Origin of the sequence: Brevundimonas sp. (genome assembly GCF_044336875.1) — a bacterium.
Lineage (GTDB): Bacteria > Pseudomonadota > Alphaproteobacteria > Caulobacterales > Caulobacteraceae > Brevundimonas.
Map to the genome: position 1 here is coordinate 1 of NZ_JBIIOP010000018.1, position 16,322 is coordinate 16,322.

Here is a 16,322-nt window from a genome sequence, read left to right on the forward strand (position 1 = left end):
TTGGGGAAATAGGGCTCCAGCCGAGCCATCTGCTCGTCCGTCAGCCAATACAGGTCGCTCATAATCCAGACTCCTCAGGAGCCTGAATCAGATCGCGCGCCTCCCATCAATGGGTCCTGAGCCTAGCCATGGGCGGACAGCGCCTCGAGATAGGGACGAGCCACGGTTGCGACCCGGCCCTCGGCAAAAGCTTTGGCGAGCTTTGCAGGCGTCGTCTTGCGATCCCGCAGTGCTGTTTCCATGCCCTCCAGGGCTAGGTTCAGGCCGACCGCACTACGATGACGGAAGCAGTCTGCGATCGTCTTGGCGACGTCGAAGACACGCACGCGCACGCCCTCGATCGTATGGCTTTCGACGCCCTGCATCAGGAGACGCTCGTTGAACCGAACGATCTTCAGCCTGTATTGAGGCGGGGGCGCATGGTCCTTTGCACCAATGGCGATCCAAACCTTGGAGGGCAGTCGGTCCGTGAGCCCATGGAAGGCTAGGGCGGAAACCAGACAAATCACCCCCGTTGGCGCCCTTAGCGCCGCCTCCGCCAGATCGTGTTCGGCCGTGATCTGTGCGCCGCTCGCTTGATAAAGCCCCCGGCCAAGACGAAGGATTTCACCATCCGCCTCCATACGCGCCAGCGTAGCGGGATGAACGCCGGCCTCACGGAGTTCAAACGTTCGTTTGATAGCGCCGCGGCTGAGGAGCCTACGCGCCAGGATGCGATTGGTCGCCGGTCTAGCCACTAAAGTAACAAATCCTCTGACGTTAGACCCTAATGTCCGAGGATTTGTATCATATCGCTTGGCTGCGCGAAACTGGGGCTATGGCTCGGGCTGGATGCATTGCGGGTGAGCACACGGCCGGTCATCGACGGCGCGCCGCATCGATGAGCGCGTTAAGGTCAGTGCGTGACGCCGACGAGGCGGTGCGGCTCGATTGACCAGGCGAGATGGATAGAGGCATGTCCAGAGCCCTTAGCGTCTGTAGGACGAGACCAAGCTCCAGGGTGGACTTGCCGTTCTCCAGAGCGCTGATCCAGCTGCCGCGACACACCGAACGAGACGCCAGAGCAGCCTGATCCTCGCCTAAAGCTTTGCGACGCGCCTTAACGGCGGCGCCCAGTTCCCTAGCCGAACGAATGATCATGGCAGCCTCCCGCCTGCATAGGCCACTATCATGTCAGCGTACGGCGACACCGACAGATGTCCCCGTACGCTGACACGGCCGCCAGAACTTCTGGGCTGAGCATTGTTAGGTCACCCGCGCGGGATTGGTTTCACGAACGAGCCGCCGACCTCCGATCAGAACCTGTGGCTGATCTGGACGCGAACGATCCTTCCCAATGGATCTTGTGCGCTCCGGCCGTAACCCGGCGCTGGCCGCCCATCGCCCAACCGCACGGTCGGGCGGGCGTCGAACAGATTTTCGACTTCGAGCGCGACGCGCAGGGGGGTGGATCGGCCTCGGCCCTCGGCCTGCGGGACCGTTTCTTTCAGCCTCCCCAAGGCGGTGCTGACCTTGAGGTTGAGTGCGGCGAAGGAGGAGAGGCGCAGATCATCATCGTCGTTCCGCCCCAGGATCTTTCGGATGCGCGCCCCGCTTCGCCATCCGAAATCCAGGTTCGCACCCCACCGGCCGTATCGTCCGTCCAGTCTGAGCATCAGTTGGCGCCGCGCCACCCCGCCGCCATCCCCCTTGAGTTGATCCAAGGCGCCCAGGTCGGGACGGATGACGACGGCGTCTTCGATCCGCCAAACATGGTTCAGCGCCAACTGCAGCGAACCGCGCCGCCGCGAGCCTTCCGGGCCGCCGCCGAACGGAAGACTCGCCGTTAAACTGGTGGACAGGGTGCGGCTGGCGAGCGCCTCAAAATTGATGGGCCGCTCATCGATACCGACGAGCCGTCCAGCGGCGTCCCTCAAGAAGCGGTCAGGAAAAGCGGCTTCGATCTCAGGGCTCAACGGCGGCAGAGCGCCGACCGCATCAGTGGTGTTCGCGCTCTGGTAATCCAGGCCGGCCTGAAGCGCCCAGCGGCCGAATGGCCCGACGGAGGTGGTAACGGAAAAGGTCTGGGTCTGCTGGGATCTGAGGTCCGGATCGCCCCCCGAGAGCGGCAAGATCTCGACGGCTTCGCCGAGGCGAAAATCATAGACCGTCCGGGGCGCCCCATAGAGGAGCGGATCAAATCTCTGTTCGCGCGAGGGCGGTTCGGTCCCGCGGGCCCATTGTCCCGCAAGCTGCAGCCAGGCCGCAGGCGTCCAGCTCAGCCCGGCGTTCATCCCCTGGCCGTCTGCGCCGCCGCCATCGAGCACATCCAGTCGGACGCCGAGATTCGCGGACAGCGCGCCGAGCCCGCCCCGCTCCGTCACAAGGGGGGACCAGAGCGGGACCGCCACGCCAGATCTCAGGGCCAGCCCCTGGGATGATCGTCTCTCCGTCAGATCGGGGGTTCTGGTCCCGAACCAGGCGCGGGAATAGAGGGCGTCCGCCGTCACCACCAGCGGCCCTGCGGGAAGGTCGGTCAGTCGTCGGTCGACAGAGACAGTGGCGGACAGCGCCCGGCTGTCCGCCAAGGACGCTGTCTGTTCCTCCTGGCGGTTCTCGGCGGCCAGGCCGTCCAGACCGAACCTGACGGACCAGCCGAAGGCCTGCCCCGTCAGGCCGGCGGCGACCGTTAGAGTGTCGGTGTTCTGACGGATGTCTTGGGGAGCGCCTGAAGTCCCGGACGTCAGACGGACGCCCTGGCTCTGGAGAGCGGCGCTGAACGAACCGGCCCATGCGCCGAGTGCGCCCGTGGCGGACATGTTGGCGGTGAAGGTCTCGACGGCGGGGCGAAGCGTGCGTGGGTCGCCGGGGCCGTCCTCACGTTCGTCCGCCCGTAATGCGGTGGTTCGTCCGCCCTGGAGTCCGAACTGGAGGGTCTGGGTGTCCTTCAACGCAGAACGTCGGGCGTCCAGGGCGAGCGTGGAGGCCCCGCCCGCGGTGGGTCGCGACGCCTTCGCCAAGGCGTCTCGGCTATGGAATTCGGGGGCCAGAACGATGTTGAGCACGCGCCGGGAAGGATCGCCGCCATAAAGGGCGCCCGCCTGCGCCGGAAGCGCTTCGATGCGGACGAGGGCGTCGGCCGGAAAGGCCAGGAAGGCGCCGGCGTCGAAGACCCGTCGGCCGTTGACGATGACCACGGGCGGTTGGGTCAGGCTCAGGGTCTGGCCGAATCGGGCGACGACTTCGCCGATATCATAGGCGCCGAGCGTGTCGATCGCGTCCGCATCAAGCTCGCGCTCGGGCGCCACGCGGGCGGCGCCGCGGCGTCCGACCACGGCCACGTCTTCGAGGACCGTCGGGGCGGGCGCCGTCTCGACCTGCACAATCAGAGGGACGGGAAAATCCATCAGGAAGGGGGCGATCATGGCGATCTAGGCGCCCTCGTCATCCACGGCGAAAAAGGCCGGACGTCTGAGACGTCCGGCCAGGCTGTTCAGGTCACAGGTTCCGGGAACCGCCGCATCAGACGATCGTCAGGCCCGGAATCCGGATCGAGCCGCTGCGGATGACGCAGGCGCGGCCATTGGGATTCACCGCCGGCAGGGTGTTGTTGTTGAAGGTGGCGGTCATGGTCGCATTATTCCAGGCCACCCGCACCGTGCCGTAGCAGGGGTCGTTGGCGACGGTGTTGGCACCGATGGTCAGGTCGATCAGGGTGGTCGAGCCGGGCACGACGGCCGCGCTCCAAGCGCCGTAAGGCACGACCGCGATGCACAGCGCGCTGCCGGGCGAGATCGACCGGGTGGGGATGGGCACGGAGGCGGCGGTGAACGGCGTCGCGGTCAGGCTGACGTTGCAGGTGACCACGGTGGTCTGCGACAGGGTGACGGCGCCGGATCCCGTCTTCGTGCCGGTCGGGGGCGTGAAGGATTGAGCGAAGGCGGGCGCCGCCATGGCGACGGTGGCGATGGCCGCAAGGGCCAGGGACAGCTTCTTCATCATGATAGTCCTCCCTAAAATACGAGCCTCTCAAGGGGGCTCTTGTTTGGTGGTTCCTGCCTCGGTGGAGGCTCCTATTAACAGCGCTAGAAATAGGAATGAGTCAACCACAAGTTTCTTTTAAAACAATGCGTTATGCCGACACTTTCCAGCCAGGCGGGATCGCCCGCCCAGGCGCGCGGTTGGGTCGTTCGTCTGGCGGCGTGGTCCTTGGGGACGTCGTCAGAAGGTCTTGGTCAGCCGCACCGCGACGAGCCTTGGATCGAGGGTGAAGACATTTGTGGTCAGGCCGGTGTCGTCGCTGTTGGTGAAGGCGTCGACGATCGGCGCGTCGTCGAAGAGGTTCTTGACGTAGGCCTGCAGGGAGAGGCCGCGCTGCGCGTCTTCCAACCGCACGGACAGATTGACGGTGTCCCAGCCTTCCAGGCGGTCGTAGGCGGTGTTGTAGATCCGGAAATAACTCTCGCCCTGGCGATAGTAGTCGCCGCGCGCGGTGAGGTCCCAGTCGCCGAAGGACCAGGTGTACTGGGCGCCGATATTGGCGGTCCAGTTCGGGGAATTGGGCAGTTCGTTGCCGCTGAGGTCCGCCTCGAAACCGCGGCCGCCGTTCGGCGCGTCCGTGAGAGGATCATAGGTGAAGCCGTAGAAGCTGTAGAACGGCAGGCTCGACGCAAAGTCAGGATTGAACGTGCCGAACCGCGACGAACCGGCGCACAGGGCGCTGAGCGCGAAGGTGGCGAACTCATTGCCGAAGTCGCCGTTGAGGATGGTCTCCGCCAGTTCGCGTGGCGCCACGCAGTTGGATGGAACCTGAATCCACGGCCGCAAGGTGATCCAATCCGGGTCGCCCTGGGTGCGGTTCATCACGTCGATCGAGCCTTCGCCGTCGGCGACGCGGGTCTTCAGATAGCCGAGATTGCCGTCAATCTGGACGGCCGGGGCGGGCTTGTAGACGACCTCCAGTTCCACGCCCCAGAGGGTGGCGTCGAAATTCTCGTTCAGCGAAATCCGGTCGACGATCTGGGAGACCTGATAGTCCTTGTAGTCATAGTAGAAGCCGGTGGCGTTGAGCCGGAGCTTGCCGTCCAGCGCCGTATTCTTGGTCCCGATCTCGAAGGCGGTGACGTATTCGGGCTCGAAGGTGCTGGCCAGGGGCAGATACTGGACCACGGCCGGATTCAGATCGAGGCGCGGCGGATTGGTCCCGCCCCCCTTGTAGCCCCGCGACAGCGAGCCGTAGACGAGGGTGTCCTCGGTGAAGGACAGGTCCGGCTTCCAGTCCAGCACCAGGCGACCGGTCAGGGCTTCCCACTTCTGCTTGATGTCGGCCAGGGCGTAATAGCCCTCGCGTACATAGCCGCCGGTGCCCGCGCCCGGCGTGCCGTCCAGCGCGGCGCCGAGCAAGAGCTGACTGGGATAGGGGGTGGTGACCTTGCGGTCCTCGGTGTAGCGGAACCCGGTCGTTAGGCGCAGGTCTGGCGACAGATCCCAGTAGCCTTCCCCGAACACCGCCCAGGAACGGGTGTGGATGACGTTCTTGCTGCGGAAATAATTGTGCCCGTTCTCGTTGATCGCATTCAGGGGATTGGGATCGACGTAGACGCATTCGTCCGGGGCGGTCGCGTCGCAGGGCCGTGTGCCGATACTGCCGTCGGGCCGGAACTCGAAATTGTAGAAATATTCTGCGATCAGCGAGAAGGTGTTGTTGAAGACGAAATAGTCGTCCTGGGATTTGAAATCGAGATAGTTGGCGCCCAGGCTGAAGTTGAAGCGCCCGCCCCTATCCGACTGCAGCCGGAACTCCTGGTACCATTGGCGATTGTCCGATCGGCTGATGTCGACGGACAGGATTCGATCCGACGGCCCCAGTTGCGGGTCGGTGTAGACGCCGCCCGGCGTCGCCGGCGACGGCAAGGGATCGCCGAAGAAGTCATAGACCTGATTGCTGTCTGAGAAGGCCGGATTGGAGACGTACCGGGCGTAGTCCTGCGAGGCGTAATAGTCGTCCTTGGCGTAGGCGGTCTGGGAATGAAGGGTCAGGGTGTCGCTGAGGTCGAAGGCCAGATTGATCTGGAGGACGTCGTTCTTGGCCCTGAAGACGGGGTCGAAGCTGGTGGCGATCTCGCGCAGGTCTCGCGACTGGACCACCCCCTCGTAAGGATCACTGCCGAGGGGAACAGGGCTGATCAGATTGAAGTCGAGATCGAACCCGAGGGTGGGGGCGAGAGACAACAGCCGGATCGGCCCGAAAGAGCCGCCGTTGGGCGCGCCGAAGGCGGCGTCAGCATAGAGCGACCCGGGCAGGCAACCCTGGCTCAGCTGGTCCTGGAGGAAGCCGGTGGGGACGACGGCCGACCCGACCTGGGCGGGGCCGGGATCTCGGGTGCACAACTGCTTGCCGGTGCGCGAACGCCGGTCGTCTTCTTCGAAATGCTCCCATATCAGGTTGGCGCGGAACCGGTCGGCGGGCTCCCAGCGCGCAGACAGACGGGTGGTGAACAGATCACGGTCGTTCACCCGGGTGTCGTTGAAACTGTTGTAGTCGAACCCGTCACGCTGGGTGAAGGCGAAGGCCCCGCGCACGGCGAACGCGTCGCCCAGCGGAATATTGATCATGGCCTGGCCCCGGCGAGTGTCGTAATCGCCCAGTTCGCCGGTGGCGAAGGCTTCGGTGTCGAACTGCGGCAGTTCAGGGAACATGTTGACCACGCCGCCGGTGGCGTTGCGGCCATAGAGGGTCCCCTGCGGGCCGCGCAGGACCTCCACCCGGGCGACGTCGAGATACTCCTGTTCGAACAACCGGTTTCGGATCAGAGGGGTGTTGTTGAAACTCACCGCGACCGCCGGGTCGCTGGAGGCGGACACGGCCTTGGTCCCGACGCCCCGGATCGAGAAATTATACATGCTGAAGTTGGACTTGGAGAAGCTGACGTTCGGCACGGCGCGCAACAGTTCCGAGCCGCCCTCGATACGCAGGGTCTCGAGGGTTTCCGACGAGAGGGCCGTGACTGCGATGGGCACATCCTGGATCGACTGCTCGCGCTTCTGGGCGGTGACGATGATGTCGCCCACCACCGTGGGTGAGTGCTCGGTCTGTGAGCCGAGGGTCTGGGCGAAGGCCGGCGCGGAGAGCGTCAGCAAGGCCGTCGCGGATACGGAAATCGCCAGGCGCGCGCGTATACAGGCCGTAGAAGCCATGAAGTCCTCCCGAAACACGTCGGCGTGGTCGCGACGCGTGATGTGCGTTTCCTCCCGCCTGATGTTTTCCGTCAGGCGGGGCGGGGCCACCGACGGTTGTCGGCAACTTCGCACTACTCACTGACATGTCAATACCTATTGACAGCGATGTTGGTTGATGGCGCGGTGAGGAGGCCCGCCTGTGCGGCGCCCCGTGCGGATCAGGACGGAGAAGAGGATGGAGTTTGACGCCGTGATCGTGGGGGCCGGCCTGGCCGGCCTGGTCGCCGCCGACGAACTGGTGCGAGCGGGGCGGCGCGTGGCCCTGGTGGATCAGGAAAACGCATCGAACCTGGGCGGCCAGGCCTATTGGTCGTTCGGCGGCCTGTTCCTCGTCGACAGTCCTGAGCAACGCCGTCTCGGCGTACGCGACAGCCTCGACCTCGCCTGGTCGGACTGGCGCGGCAGTGCGGGCTGGGATCGGACCGAGGGGATCCTGCCGCAGGACGAATGGGCGGCGCGCTGGGGCCGGGCCTATGTCGAGTTCGCCGCCGGAGAGAAGCGCGCCTGGCTGCGTCAGAACGGCGTGCGGCTGACCCCCATGGTCGGTTGGGCCGAACGGGGCGACGGCCGCGCCGGCGGTCACGGCAACTCCGTGCCGCGGTTCCATGTGGCCTGGGGGACGGGGACCGGCGTGAGCGGACCGTTCGCCGCCCGCGCCCTGGAGGCGGAGCGTGCTGGACGATTGAGCCGCCATACGCGCTGCCGGGTGGACGATCTGATCGTGGAAGCCGGCCGCGTGACCGGGGTCTCCGGGACGCGTCTGGCGCCCGACGCGGCGCCGCGCGGCGTCGCCTCCAGCCGGGACGCGGTCGGGACCTTCACGCTGCGCGCTCCGGCCGTCCTGATGGCGACGGGAGGACTAGGCGGCGATCATGAGCGGGTGCGGCGGGCCTGGCCGGCGCGCCTGGGGACGCCGCCCCGCGAGATGATCACCGGGGTCCCGGCCTATGTCGACGGCCGGGGCCTGGACATCGCCGAGGCGGCCGGGGCGCGGATCGTGAACCGTGACCGGATGTGGCACTATGTCGAGGGCGTGCGGAACTGGCGGCCCATCTGGCCGGGGCATGGGATCAGGATCCTGCCGGGCCCGTCTTCGCTCTGGCTCGACGCCCTCGGGCGCCGTCTGCCGTTTCCGGCTGCGCCCGGCTACGACACCCTGGCGACGCTGCGCCATCTGCGCACCACGCCGGACCTGGTTGCGCACGACCATTCCTGGTTCATCCTCACCCAGGCGATCCTCGAAAAGGAGTTCGCCCTGTCCGGATCGGAGCAGAACGGCGACATCACCTCAGGGAACTGGATCGAGGTGTTGAAGACCCGGCTGGGCAAGGGCGCGTCGCCGGAAGTGGAGGCCTTCAAGCGGCAGGGCGAGGACTTCGTGGTCGCCGACGATCTGGAGACGCTGGTCGAGCGGATGAACGCCTTGACGCCGACCCCGCTCCTGGTCCCGCAGGCGGTGCGCGACGCGGTCGAGGCCCGAGACCGGCAGATCGCCAATCCCTACGCCAAGGATCTCCAGGTCCAGGGCATCCATAATGCGCGGCGCTATCTGGGAGATCGCCTGGCGAGGGTGGCGCGGCCTCACCGTATCCTCGATCCCTCGGCCGGCCCGCTGATCGCCGTCAAACTCCATGTCGTGACCCGCAAGAGCCTGGGCGGCGTGCAGACCGATCTCGAGAGCCGGGCGCTCAGGTCCGACGGGTCTGTCCTGGAGGGCCTTTACGCCGCCGGTGAGGCCGCCGGGTTCGGCGGCGGCGGGGCGCACGGCTACAACGCCCTGGAGGGGACGTTCCTGGGCGGCTGCCTGTTCACCGGGCGGGCGGCGGGCCGGGCCATGGCGGGTCTTTCGCGCGCCTAGCCCCCCGCTCAGGTCAGGCGGGCGTCAGCAAGGCGTTGCGCAGTTCGACCGGAATCCGATCGTACAGGGTCGGACCGGCCAGGCCGAGGCGCGCGCGCGCCTGGTCCAGCGGCTCCGACATCAGGGCTTCGTAGTCGAGGCCGGGCAGCCAGGCCGCGCGTCGGCCGCGGCGCCAGGCTTGCAGGATCGCGCGGGCGCAAGGGTGCCCCGTCCGCGCCCGGGCCGCCTCCAGAGCAACCCCGGCGGCGATCAGGCCGAAGCCTGGGCTGCGGGTCTGGGGCAGCGAGAAGGCGACCACGCAGGCCTCGCCCAGGGCGTCGGTGCGATAGCCGGTGAGAATGTGCCAGAGGTCGTGGATGTCGCGCAGGCGACGGGCATACCAGGCGTAGGGGTGGGCGGCCTCGATCTCGGTGTCGGCGACCTTGCGGCTCTCGTCGGCGAGGCCGTAGGCCGACAGGTTGCGCTCGTCGATGAAGGTCAGATAGGCGCGACCGACGCTGCCGGAAGGCAGGGCGTCCAGCCAGGCCCGATCCTGCAGGCGGTCGGCGAGTTCGATCATCAGGAACGCCTGCCGCGAGCCTTCGACCTGCTCAAGCATCCTGAGATAGCCGCGCCGCACCGAGTCGCCGGCCAGAGCGTTCATGATCTCGAACACCTGGGTCGTGTCTTCCTTGTTCGCGATCAACCGTCGCAAGGCGCGCAAGGCCCTCATGGGCTCGACCTTTCGAGGCTGAAGCCGGCTCGCTGACCGTGGCGGCGCCGCCTGAAAACCGCCGTGTACGACCATAGTTTCGGCTGTCACTTGCTCTCTCCCGCCTGTGCGCTTAACCCTCTACTATCTACATGGATGTAACTAACAGCGATGTCAATAGAGCGTGTTCGTCGACGCCGACGCACCCCGGACGAAGCCCGTGCGGAGGCGCTGACCTGTGCACGCGCTCGGCTGCTCGCCGGAGGACCGGACTCGGTCACCCTCAAGGCGGTGGCCGAAGACCTCGGCATGACCCACGCCAACCTCATCCATCATTTCGGCTCTGCAGAGGGGCTTCAGTCGGCGCTGATGGGTTCGATGGTGGCGGATCTGGCGAAGGCCCTCGACGAGGCCATTGCGCGGCTGCGCACGGATGAGGGCGCGCCGTTGGAACTGGTCAACGCCGTTTTCGACGCCTTCGCGGAGGGCGGCGCAGGCAAGCTCGCCGCCTGGATCGTCCTAAAGGGCGACCTGTCTCATCTGGAGCCGGTCAGGGACGCGGTCACCGACCTGGTCCGCGCCATCCAGGAAAAGCTCGGCGAGCCCACGGACGAAAGCCGCAGCCGACTGTCCTCTGCGGTCTTGTTCATCGCCCTCAGCGCTTTCGGCGAAGCCCTGATCGGTCCGCCCCTGAAGAACATGCTGGAGCAGGACGAGACCGCCAGCCGGCGGGTCGTGGCCGGCCTGCTGCCCTATTTCGTCGCGCATTCTCACTAGGCCTGGCGATCCGTATTGCGACTTGGCGCCAGCGTCGCACGTGACCGGCTGGGCGCGGTCCTCCACGATCTGAAGAGATCGACACCGCCATGCGCAAAGCCCTGTGGCGGCGCTTAAGAAGGCCCGCGCCGATGTGCGACCTCTACCGTCAGCGCTCAGGCCCCAGGCCATTCTGGACGTCGCCGCCGATCCTGGGCGCCGGCGCCACGCGCTGTTTATTGGCGAGCCGCCTGGAAGCCTCTTATATGGGTCCTTGATGACCCTCCTGGCCAACATCATGATCGGGCTGGACAGCCTTCTGAAGCGGCTGACCCGCCGTCGGCGTTTTCTGTAGCCGACGCCGCGTCGACTCCCTTCGACGGAGGCCCGCCGTGCGCCCCTCTGCTAGAAGCCGAAGTCGATCTGATTAGCTGCGGCGGTGTGTTTTCGCGGCTTTCGGCGCCGGCCTGCGTCGCGCATCTCGGGCGCCGGGTCTGGGCGGGGCTCGGGGACCTGGGCCGGCATGGGCGCGGGCCGCGGGCGTCGCGGCACGCCCTTCAGACGCGGCGCCTTCGGCGGTTTGATGAGGCCTGGGCCGCGTGTCCGCCCCCAGGCCATGATCTGGCTTTCCCACCAGCAGATTCGCCCCGGCGAGCGCGCCACCGGACGCGGGAAGGCGTCAAACTTCCGCATTCGCCAGGCCGTCGTGCGACTGACGCCGGTGATGGCCCGCACCTGCGCCCAGCTCAGCATGCGGTCACCCGGTCCGCCGACGTCCTGGTCGACCGCCTCAGCCACGACGCCGCGCCCTCGCCGCCGCAGGCGCGGCCGAGCGCACCTCTGATATTTGCGACAGGGCCCAGTCGCGCAACAGCGCACGCGGATAATAGGGTTTCGACCGCACATGCCGGCAGGGCGGCCCGTCCCCGCCTGTCGACCAGAGGCGCGCCAGGGTCGCCGGCTTCAGGCGGACGCCGAGCCCGGCGAGGAAGGCCGAGGCCTCCTTTCGAGTGAGCAGGTCGCCGTCGCCCGCCCCCTGGGCCGGGTCCGCCGTCGGGGGGATCATGGCGCCGCCTCGACGCGGCAGGCGCCCGGCGACCGGACGTCGCGGCCCGCCGTCAGCGCCAGATAGCATTCGATCACCGTGGCGACATACTGTTGCGTCTCCGCGATCCGCGGCACGCGCCCCAGCCTCTGCACGCGCGCCGGCCCGGCGTTGTACGCCGCCAGGGCCAGGCGGACGTCGCCGAATTTGACGAGCTGTCGCGCCAGATAGTCCGCGCCGCCCAGAAGATTCTCGGCGGGATCGAACCGGTCCCGGACGCCCAGCTCCCGCGCGGTGGCGGGCATCAACTGGGTCAGACCGGCCGCGCCCGCCGGCGACACCGCATCCGGCCGGAAACCGCTTTCGGTCAGCACGAGCGCCTGAAGCAGCTTCACATCGAGATTGTGCCGTTCGGCGGCCGCGTTCAGCGCCAGCCTGAACGGCGGATCAAGCTCGGGCAGGCGCTGGGCCTCCGGGCCGGACGTCGCATCGCGCGTGTCCCGGGACGGCGCGCCGAACAGGTCTCCGCCCGCCCGCCGCCAGTCGACGACCTGGGCATGGGCCGGTCCCGAGACCCCGATCAGGACGAGGAGCGCCAACCTCACCATGTCATCACCGCCCGATAGGGCTCCAGGATCAGGTCTCGGGTGACGAGCACCCGCACCAGACCGCCGGCCTGGATGCGGATCGCCGGCCGCACCTCGAGCTCGCGATCGATCAACCGCCCCCCGACCCGGGCCCCTTCGATGGCGGCGGCGTCTCCGGCGTCGCCGAGGAAGGATCCGCCGCCGCGCCCGCCCTCGTCACGCGCCATCTGCCCCAGGGTGGTGATCGCGCCGGCGAACAGGGTTCCGGTCACCAGGGCGCCGATGCGCCGATCGACCCGGCCCTGCACCCCGGTCGCGCCCTGGGCGTCGACGCCGGGTTCGGCGTCCAGCACCAGGCTCTTGCCGTTCGGCAGGATCAGCCGCTCCCAGGCGAGAAAGGCCTTGCGGTCGCCATAGCGGCTGTCGCCCTCATGACGGCCGAGAAGCCGGCTTCCCTGGGGCGCCAGCAGGCGCCGGCCGGTGACGGTGTCGTAGATATTCTGGGTGACGGTTGCGATCACGGGCCCCGGCCGCGAGGTGTCGACGCCGGTCAGCAGGACGGCCGACACGATCGATCCCGCCTTGAGCTCATAGGGCGACCTAGGCGCGCTCAACCGATGGGGATTGTAGACGCCGTCGTCGTCGCGCGCCGCACCGGATCCTTCGGCCGTCGGGGGCGCGGTCGTCCGGGGGAGCGGCGCCGGCGCCGCGGTTCGGACGGGCGCGCCGTCGTCGAAGAACAGGCTGGAGCGGGCCGCAAGCTGTGACGGCGACGGCCCCTCGGCGCGACCGCCGTGCGCGGCCGCGTCAGACGGCCGGCGGGTCCCGCCCGACGCCCCGTTCAGGGCCGCTGCGGTGTCGACGGGTTCCGGGGCGGCGGTCCGGGGTTCAGGCAGCCGGTCATAGGAGGCGGGCTGGTCCGTGACGACCTCGGCCGGACGCACCGGTCCGCGGTTGACGGTCTCTCGACCGTCGACGGCCCGGGTCCGCGCCGCCGCGCGCAGCTCCGGCTGGACCACGAAGGCCCAGGCCAGAGATCCGGCGACCAGCACCGCCGCCGCGATCACCATCAGCTGGACGACGGCGCGTCGCAGCCGCACCACGGGCGGTCGCGGCGCGCGTCCGCTGAGGTCCGGCGCCGGCGATTTCGCGGGGGCGGGCGACGGGGCCGCCGCATCGCCCCTGTTGGGCGAACCGGTCATGACCCGCCTCCTGCGAGGCGCCGGATCCGAACGACCTGGGGCCGGCGATCCCCGAGCCGGAGTTCGGCCTGGTCGAAGACCCTGTCGACGATGAACAGGCTGTCGGCCTGTCTGTAGTTGGCGAACTGCGGCTCCCCGTCGGGGCCGATCACGAACAGGGCCGGCGCCTCGACGACCTGCAGTTCCGGCGGAAAGGCGATGAAGGTCCGTCTTCCGTCGTCGAACACCGCTGTCGGCGTCCAGGGCGCGCGGCGGCCGCGCGGTTCGATGCGGTAGCCCAGGTTCAGAGGCCTCTCGGGCGCGGCGGGGCGGATCGACGCAGAGGCGAGCGGCTCCGCCGTCGCGGCGGCGCTCGGCGTCCTCGTCGCCGGCGGCTCGGGGATCGCCCATCGAACGGCGGGATTATAGCCGTCCGACGGGCCGCTCTTCAAATGGATCAGATAGATGCGGCGGTTCGTGGTGAGGACCAGATTGGTCTCCAGTCCGCGTTGCAGGGGTTTGAGGAGCACGAGGGTCTGCGCCGTCGCCGCCTCCCCGGCCCCCGCCTCTCCGATCTGCCAGCGGACGGTGTCGCCCGCCGCCTTGGCCATCAGGATTTCGCCCTGGGGCAGAGACAGGGTGGTCACCCTCAGCGGGGCCGCCCAGACCTCGTAAAGCCGCCCCGGCGCCCAGGCGAAGACCAGATCCCCGCCCTCGAACCGATCGGCCGGCGAGCCGGCCCGGGCCTGACGGTTGGCGGCGGCGATCGCGCGTCGACCGGTCTGGACCGGCGCGGATTCTGCGGCCTCCAGATAGGGGCGCGCCGTGTCCGCGCCCTGCGGCGTCGTCGGATCCGAAGGCGGGGCGGCGAGAAGAGCGCCGGGGGCGCTGCAGAGGCCGGCGACGACGCCGGCCAGGATCACGAGGCGTCGGGGGTCCATGACACATCCTCTATCTTCAGTCCCAGGGGGTTCTTCATCAGCTCGGCTTCGGTGCGGGGCGGCTCCACCCTGGTCGTGATCAGGGCGCGCCAGCGTTCGGTCCCCGCCGACTGTCCGTTGACGAACCGGGTCTCGCGCCACTGCAGATCGAAGGTGCGGCCCGAACGCCGCACGACGTTCAGGACCTCGACATTGACGGCCTCGCGTCCGACGTCGGCGAACGGGTCATGGGCCTGGGCCCAGTCGTTCAGGAAGGCCGCCGCCCTGGGCGTCATCAGATCATAGGCCCGCAGCCAGTTCTGGCGCAGCACGATGGGATCGATGCTCTTGGCGCGTACGTCGCGAATCCAGCCGGCCAGGGCATGTCCGATCTGGGCGTCGTTGGGCTGGTAGCGACCGCCCAGGGCGGTGATCCTCTGGGTCTCGCCCCATTCGGACACCTCCACCACGAAAGGCGTCACCACGGCCCTGTCGGCCTGGACCCACCAGCCGGCCCCCAGAAAGGCGGCCAGGCAGAGATTGGCCAGCGCCAGGCGGCGCCAGTTGCGGGCGTGGGCCAGGGACAGGCCCATGCGATCGTCCCAGATCTGGCCGGCGCGTTGATAGGGCGTGCTCTCCGGCGCGGATCCCAGGGCGCGACGCGGTCTGAAGAAGGGATGCATGGTCAGGACTCCTCGGACTTGAGACTGGGAGACAGGACGCCGCTGGTCTCGCTGGACGGCATCAGGCCGCGCCCGGCGTTGGCGACGAAGAAGGCCTGGAGGGCGCGCGACCGCCCGGTCGACCGGGCTGGAAGCCGGGCCCCGCCTCTCTGATGCGTCACGGCCCGGTGAAAGTCCGCTGCGGCGGCGGCGCTCTCGCGCGCCCTGCGGCGGGACGCGCCCGGCTCGCCGTCGGCCCCCGAGGGAGCGGTTTTGTCGGACGGCGCGGCCGATTCAGTCCCCACCCTCCCCGAGGCGGACGCCCCGGACGCGCGGGGGGACGCGCCTGCGGAGAACGATGAACGACCTCCGGACCCGCCGCGCGGGGCCGAGCCCGCCGGGCCGGGACCTCCCGACGCCCCGCCCGAGGACGGCGACCCGGGGGCCGGGCGGCCGGCGCCCGCGCCGGCCGCCGCCCGAGACGATCCGGCGATCCGCGCCGCGCCCCCTCCGACTGCGGCGCCCGCCCCCATGACGCCGGCGGCGGCGACCAGGCCGGCGCCGCCGACCGCCAAGCCTCCGGTCAGGGCGGCTCCCGCCCCAAGCGCGGGCCCCCCGGTCACCAGGGCCGAGGCGAGGTTGGGAATGAAGATGGCCAGCATGGCCAGGAGGATGGCGGCCACCAGTATGCTGAGCGCCTCGTAGATGTCGGGCTGGGTCGAGGGCTGCAGCTGGTCGAACACCGTGCGCGCGCCCGACACCACAATGGCCAGGGCGAGCACCTTGAGCCCCGACGAGACCACATAGCCGAGGGGACGTTCGGCCAGGAAGGCGGTGCGCGACCAGATGCCGAACGGCAGGAGGACGAACCCGCCCAGGGTGACGATCTTGAACTCCAGCAGGGCGACGATGATCTGCAGCGCCAGGACGGCGAAGGCCAGCATGATCCCGATCATGGCCACGCCGAGGATCAGGGCGTCGGCGAGGTTGCCGATCACGTCGAGCGGATTGTCGACCGCCCGCGGCGTTTCGCCGATCGCCTTGACGATCGACCAGCCCTGGCCGAGCACGGCGCCCGGATTGAGGAAGTCGGCGCGGGACAGGGCTCCGCCCCCCGCGGTCAGGCCGAGTTCGATGAAGCCGGCGTAGAGGGTCTCGGCCAGGCGCTGCCAGTCGTTGATCAGCCAGGCGAAGAAGCCGACCAGCAGCACCTTGCCGAAGCCGGCGGCCAGTACCTCGCGATTGGGCGACAGGGCCCACTGGATCCCGGTCAGGGCCACGACCAGGGCGATCATCAGGCCGAACACCCCGTTGACCGAGGCTTCCAGCGCCGCGAACCCGGCCGTGACGGTGTTGGAGAACACCACCATGAGCGCGTTCGGGGTCTCCATGCCGACGGCCATG

General features: G+C 68.4%; 15 protein-coding genes. 2 read left to right on the plus strand and 13 right to left on the minus strand.

Annotated elements, in window-relative coordinates:
• Positions 1-122: 122 nt before the first annotated feature.
• From ACIQ1T_RS15895 to ACIQ1T_RS15915, 5 genes are all read right to left on the minus strand, one after another.
• Positions 123-737, minus strand: a complete 615-nt coding sequence (locus ACIQ1T_RS15895; protein WP_395945527.1) for a type IV toxin-antitoxin system AbiEi family antitoxin domain-containing protein — start codon at positions 735-737, stop codon at positions 123-125.
• A 121-nt stretch (positions 738-858) separates the two neighbouring features.
• Positions 859-1,140: a helix-turn-helix domain-containing protein gene (locus ACIQ1T_RS15900; protein WP_395945528.1), complete on the minus strand. Its 282-nt coding sequence runs from the start codon at positions 1,138-1,140 to the stop codon at positions 859-861.
• A gap of 155 nt (positions 1,141-1,295) precedes the next feature.
• Positions 1,296-3,404: a TonB-dependent receptor gene (locus ACIQ1T_RS15905; protein ID WP_395945529.1), complete on the minus strand. Its 2,109-nt coding sequence runs from the start codon at positions 3,402-3,404 to the stop codon at positions 1,296-1,298.
• A gap of 97 nt (positions 3,405-3,501) precedes the next feature.
• The gene (locus ACIQ1T_RS15910) at positions 3,502-3,981 is read right to left on the minus strand and encodes a hypothetical protein (RefSeq protein ID WP_395945530.1); all 480 of its coding nucleotides are present in this window, start codon (positions 3,979-3,981) and stop codon (positions 3,502-3,504) included.
• A 219-nt stretch (positions 3,982-4,200) separates the two neighbouring features.
• Positions 4,201-7,176, minus strand: coding sequence for a TonB-dependent receptor (locus ACIQ1T_RS15915; RefSeq protein ID WP_395945531.1), 2,976 nt, complete (start codon positions 7,174-7,176; stop codon positions 4,201-4,203).
• A 217-nt stretch (positions 7,177-7,393) separates the two neighbouring features.
• On the opposite strand from ACIQ1T_RS15915, the gene ACIQ1T_RS15920 reads away from it, so the two are divergent.
• Positions 7,394-9,076, plus strand: coding sequence for an FAD-binding dehydrogenase (locus tag ACIQ1T_RS15920; protein ID WP_395945532.1), 1,683 nt, complete (start codon positions 7,394-7,396; stop codon positions 9,074-9,076).
• Positions 9,077-9,089: 13 nt separating this feature from the next.
• Here ACIQ1T_RS15920 and ACIQ1T_RS15925 read toward each other — a convergent pair whose 3' ends face one another.
• Positions 9,090-9,788 carry a Coq4 family protein gene (locus tag ACIQ1T_RS15925; RefSeq protein ID WP_395945533.1) on the minus strand — a complete coding sequence of 233 codons (699 nt, stop codon included), beginning with the start codon at positions 9,786-9,788 and terminating at the stop codon, positions 9,090-9,092.
• A gap of 231 nt (positions 9,789-10,019) precedes the next feature.
• On the opposite strand from ACIQ1T_RS15925, the gene ACIQ1T_RS15930 reads away from it, so the two are divergent.
• Positions 10,020-10,544 (plus strand): TetR/AcrR family transcriptional regulator, encoded by a 525-nt coding sequence (locus ACIQ1T_RS15930; RefSeq protein WP_395945591.1) that lies wholly within the window; start codon positions 10,020-10,022, stop codon positions 10,542-10,544.
• Between the two features lie 384 nt (positions 10,545-10,928).
• Here ACIQ1T_RS15930 and ACIQ1T_RS15935 read toward each other — a convergent pair whose 3' ends face one another.
• Genes ACIQ1T_RS15935 through ACIQ1T_RS15965 form a run of 7 tightly spaced genes read right to left on the minus strand, consistent with a single transcriptional unit; the run spans position 10,929 to position 16,321 of the window.
• On the minus strand, positions 10,929-11,321 hold the full coding sequence (locus ACIQ1T_RS15935; RefSeq protein WP_395945534.1) for a helix-turn-helix transcriptional regulator: 393 nt from the start codon (positions 11,319-11,321) through the stop codon (positions 10,929-10,931).
• A complete protein-coding gene (locus ACIQ1T_RS15940; RefSeq protein WP_395945535.1) occupies positions 11,314-11,589 on the minus strand; it encodes a hypothetical protein in 276 nt (91 codons plus the stop codon). The genes ACIQ1T_RS15935 and ACIQ1T_RS15940 overlap by 8 nt, the downstream gene beginning before the upstream one ends.
• Positions 11,586-12,176, minus strand: coding sequence for a lytic transglycosylase domain-containing protein (locus ACIQ1T_RS15945; protein WP_395945536.1), 591 nt, complete (start codon positions 12,174-12,176; stop codon positions 11,586-11,588). The genes ACIQ1T_RS15940 and ACIQ1T_RS15945 overlap by 4 nt, the downstream gene beginning before the upstream one ends.
• Complete coding sequence (locus ACIQ1T_RS15950; RefSeq protein WP_395945537.1) at positions 12,170-13,357, minus strand: TrbI/VirB10 family protein; 1,188 nt, start codon at positions 13,355-13,357, stop codon at positions 12,170-12,172. Before ACIQ1T_RS15950 ends, ACIQ1T_RS15945 begins: the two co-directional genes overlap by 7 nt.
• Complete coding sequence (gene trbG, locus ACIQ1T_RS15955) at positions 13,354-14,277, minus strand: P-type conjugative transfer protein TrbG (protein WP_395945538.1); 924 nt, start codon at positions 14,275-14,277, stop codon at positions 13,354-13,356. Before trbG ends, ACIQ1T_RS15950 begins: the two co-directional genes overlap by 4 nt.
• Positions 14,256-14,939, minus strand: a complete 684-nt coding sequence (gene trbF, locus ACIQ1T_RS15960; RefSeq protein ID WP_395945539.1) for a conjugal transfer protein TrbF — start codon at positions 14,937-14,939, stop codon at positions 14,256-14,258. Before trbF ends, trbG begins: the two co-directional genes overlap by 22 nt.
• A 2-nt stretch (positions 14,940-14,941) precedes the next feature.
• On the minus strand, positions 14,942-16,321 hold the full coding sequence (locus tag ACIQ1T_RS15965) for a type IV secretion system protein (protein ID WP_395945540.1): 1,380 nt from the start codon (positions 16,319-16,321) through the stop codon (positions 14,942-14,944).
• Between the last annotated feature and the right edge of the window lies 1 nt (position 16,322).

Excerpts from the sequence above, each read along its gene's own strand:
- ACIQ1T_RS15905 (WP_395945529.1), bottom strand. The coding sequence starts at position 3,404 with ATGATCGCCCCCTTCCTGATGGATTTTCCCGTCCCTCTGATTGTGCAG.
- ACIQ1T_RS15920 (WP_395945532.1), top strand. The coding sequence starts at position 7,394 with ATGGAGTTTGACGCCGTGATCGTGGGGGCCGGCCTGGCCGGCCTGGTC.
- ACIQ1T_RS15950 (WP_395945537.1), bottom strand. The coding sequence starts at position 13,357 with ATGACCGGTTCGCCCAACAGGGGCGATGCGGCGGCCCCGTCGCCCGCC.
- ACIQ1T_RS15965 (WP_395945540.1), bottom strand. The coding sequence starts at position 16,321 with ATGGCCGTCGGCATGGAGACCCCGAACGCGCTCATGGTGGTGTTCTCC.
- ACIQ1T_RS15900 (WP_395945528.1), bottom strand. The coding sequence starts at position 1,140 with ATGATCATTCGTTCGGCTAGGGAACTGGGCGCCGCCGTTAAGGCGCGT.
- trbF (WP_395945539.1), bottom strand. The coding sequence starts at position 14,939 with ATGCATCCCTTCTTCAGACCGCGTCGCGCCCTGGGATCCGCGCCGGAG.
- trbG (WP_395945538.1), bottom strand. The coding sequence starts at position 14,277 with ATGGACCCCCGACGCCTCGTGATCCTGGCCGGCGTCGTCGCCGGCCTC.
- ACIQ1T_RS15925 (WP_395945533.1), bottom strand. The coding sequence starts at position 9,788 with ATGAGGGCCTTGCGCGCCTTGCGACGGTTGATCGCGAACAAGGAAGAC.
- ACIQ1T_RS15945 (WP_395945536.1), bottom strand. The coding sequence starts at position 12,176 with ATGGTGAGGTTGGCGCTCCTCGTCCTGATCGGGGTCTCGGGACCGGCC.
- ACIQ1T_RS15940 (WP_395945535.1), bottom strand. The coding sequence starts at position 11,589 with ATGATCCCCCCGACGGCGGACCCGGCCCAGGGGGCGGGCGACGGCGAC.
- ACIQ1T_RS15910 (WP_395945530.1), bottom strand. The coding sequence starts at position 3,981 with ATGATGAAGAAGCTGTCCCTGGCCCTTGCGGCCATCGCCACCGTCGCC.
- ACIQ1T_RS15915 (WP_395945531.1), bottom strand. The coding sequence starts at position 7,176 with ATGGCTTCTACGGCCTGTATACGCGCGCGCCTGGCGATTTCCGTATCC.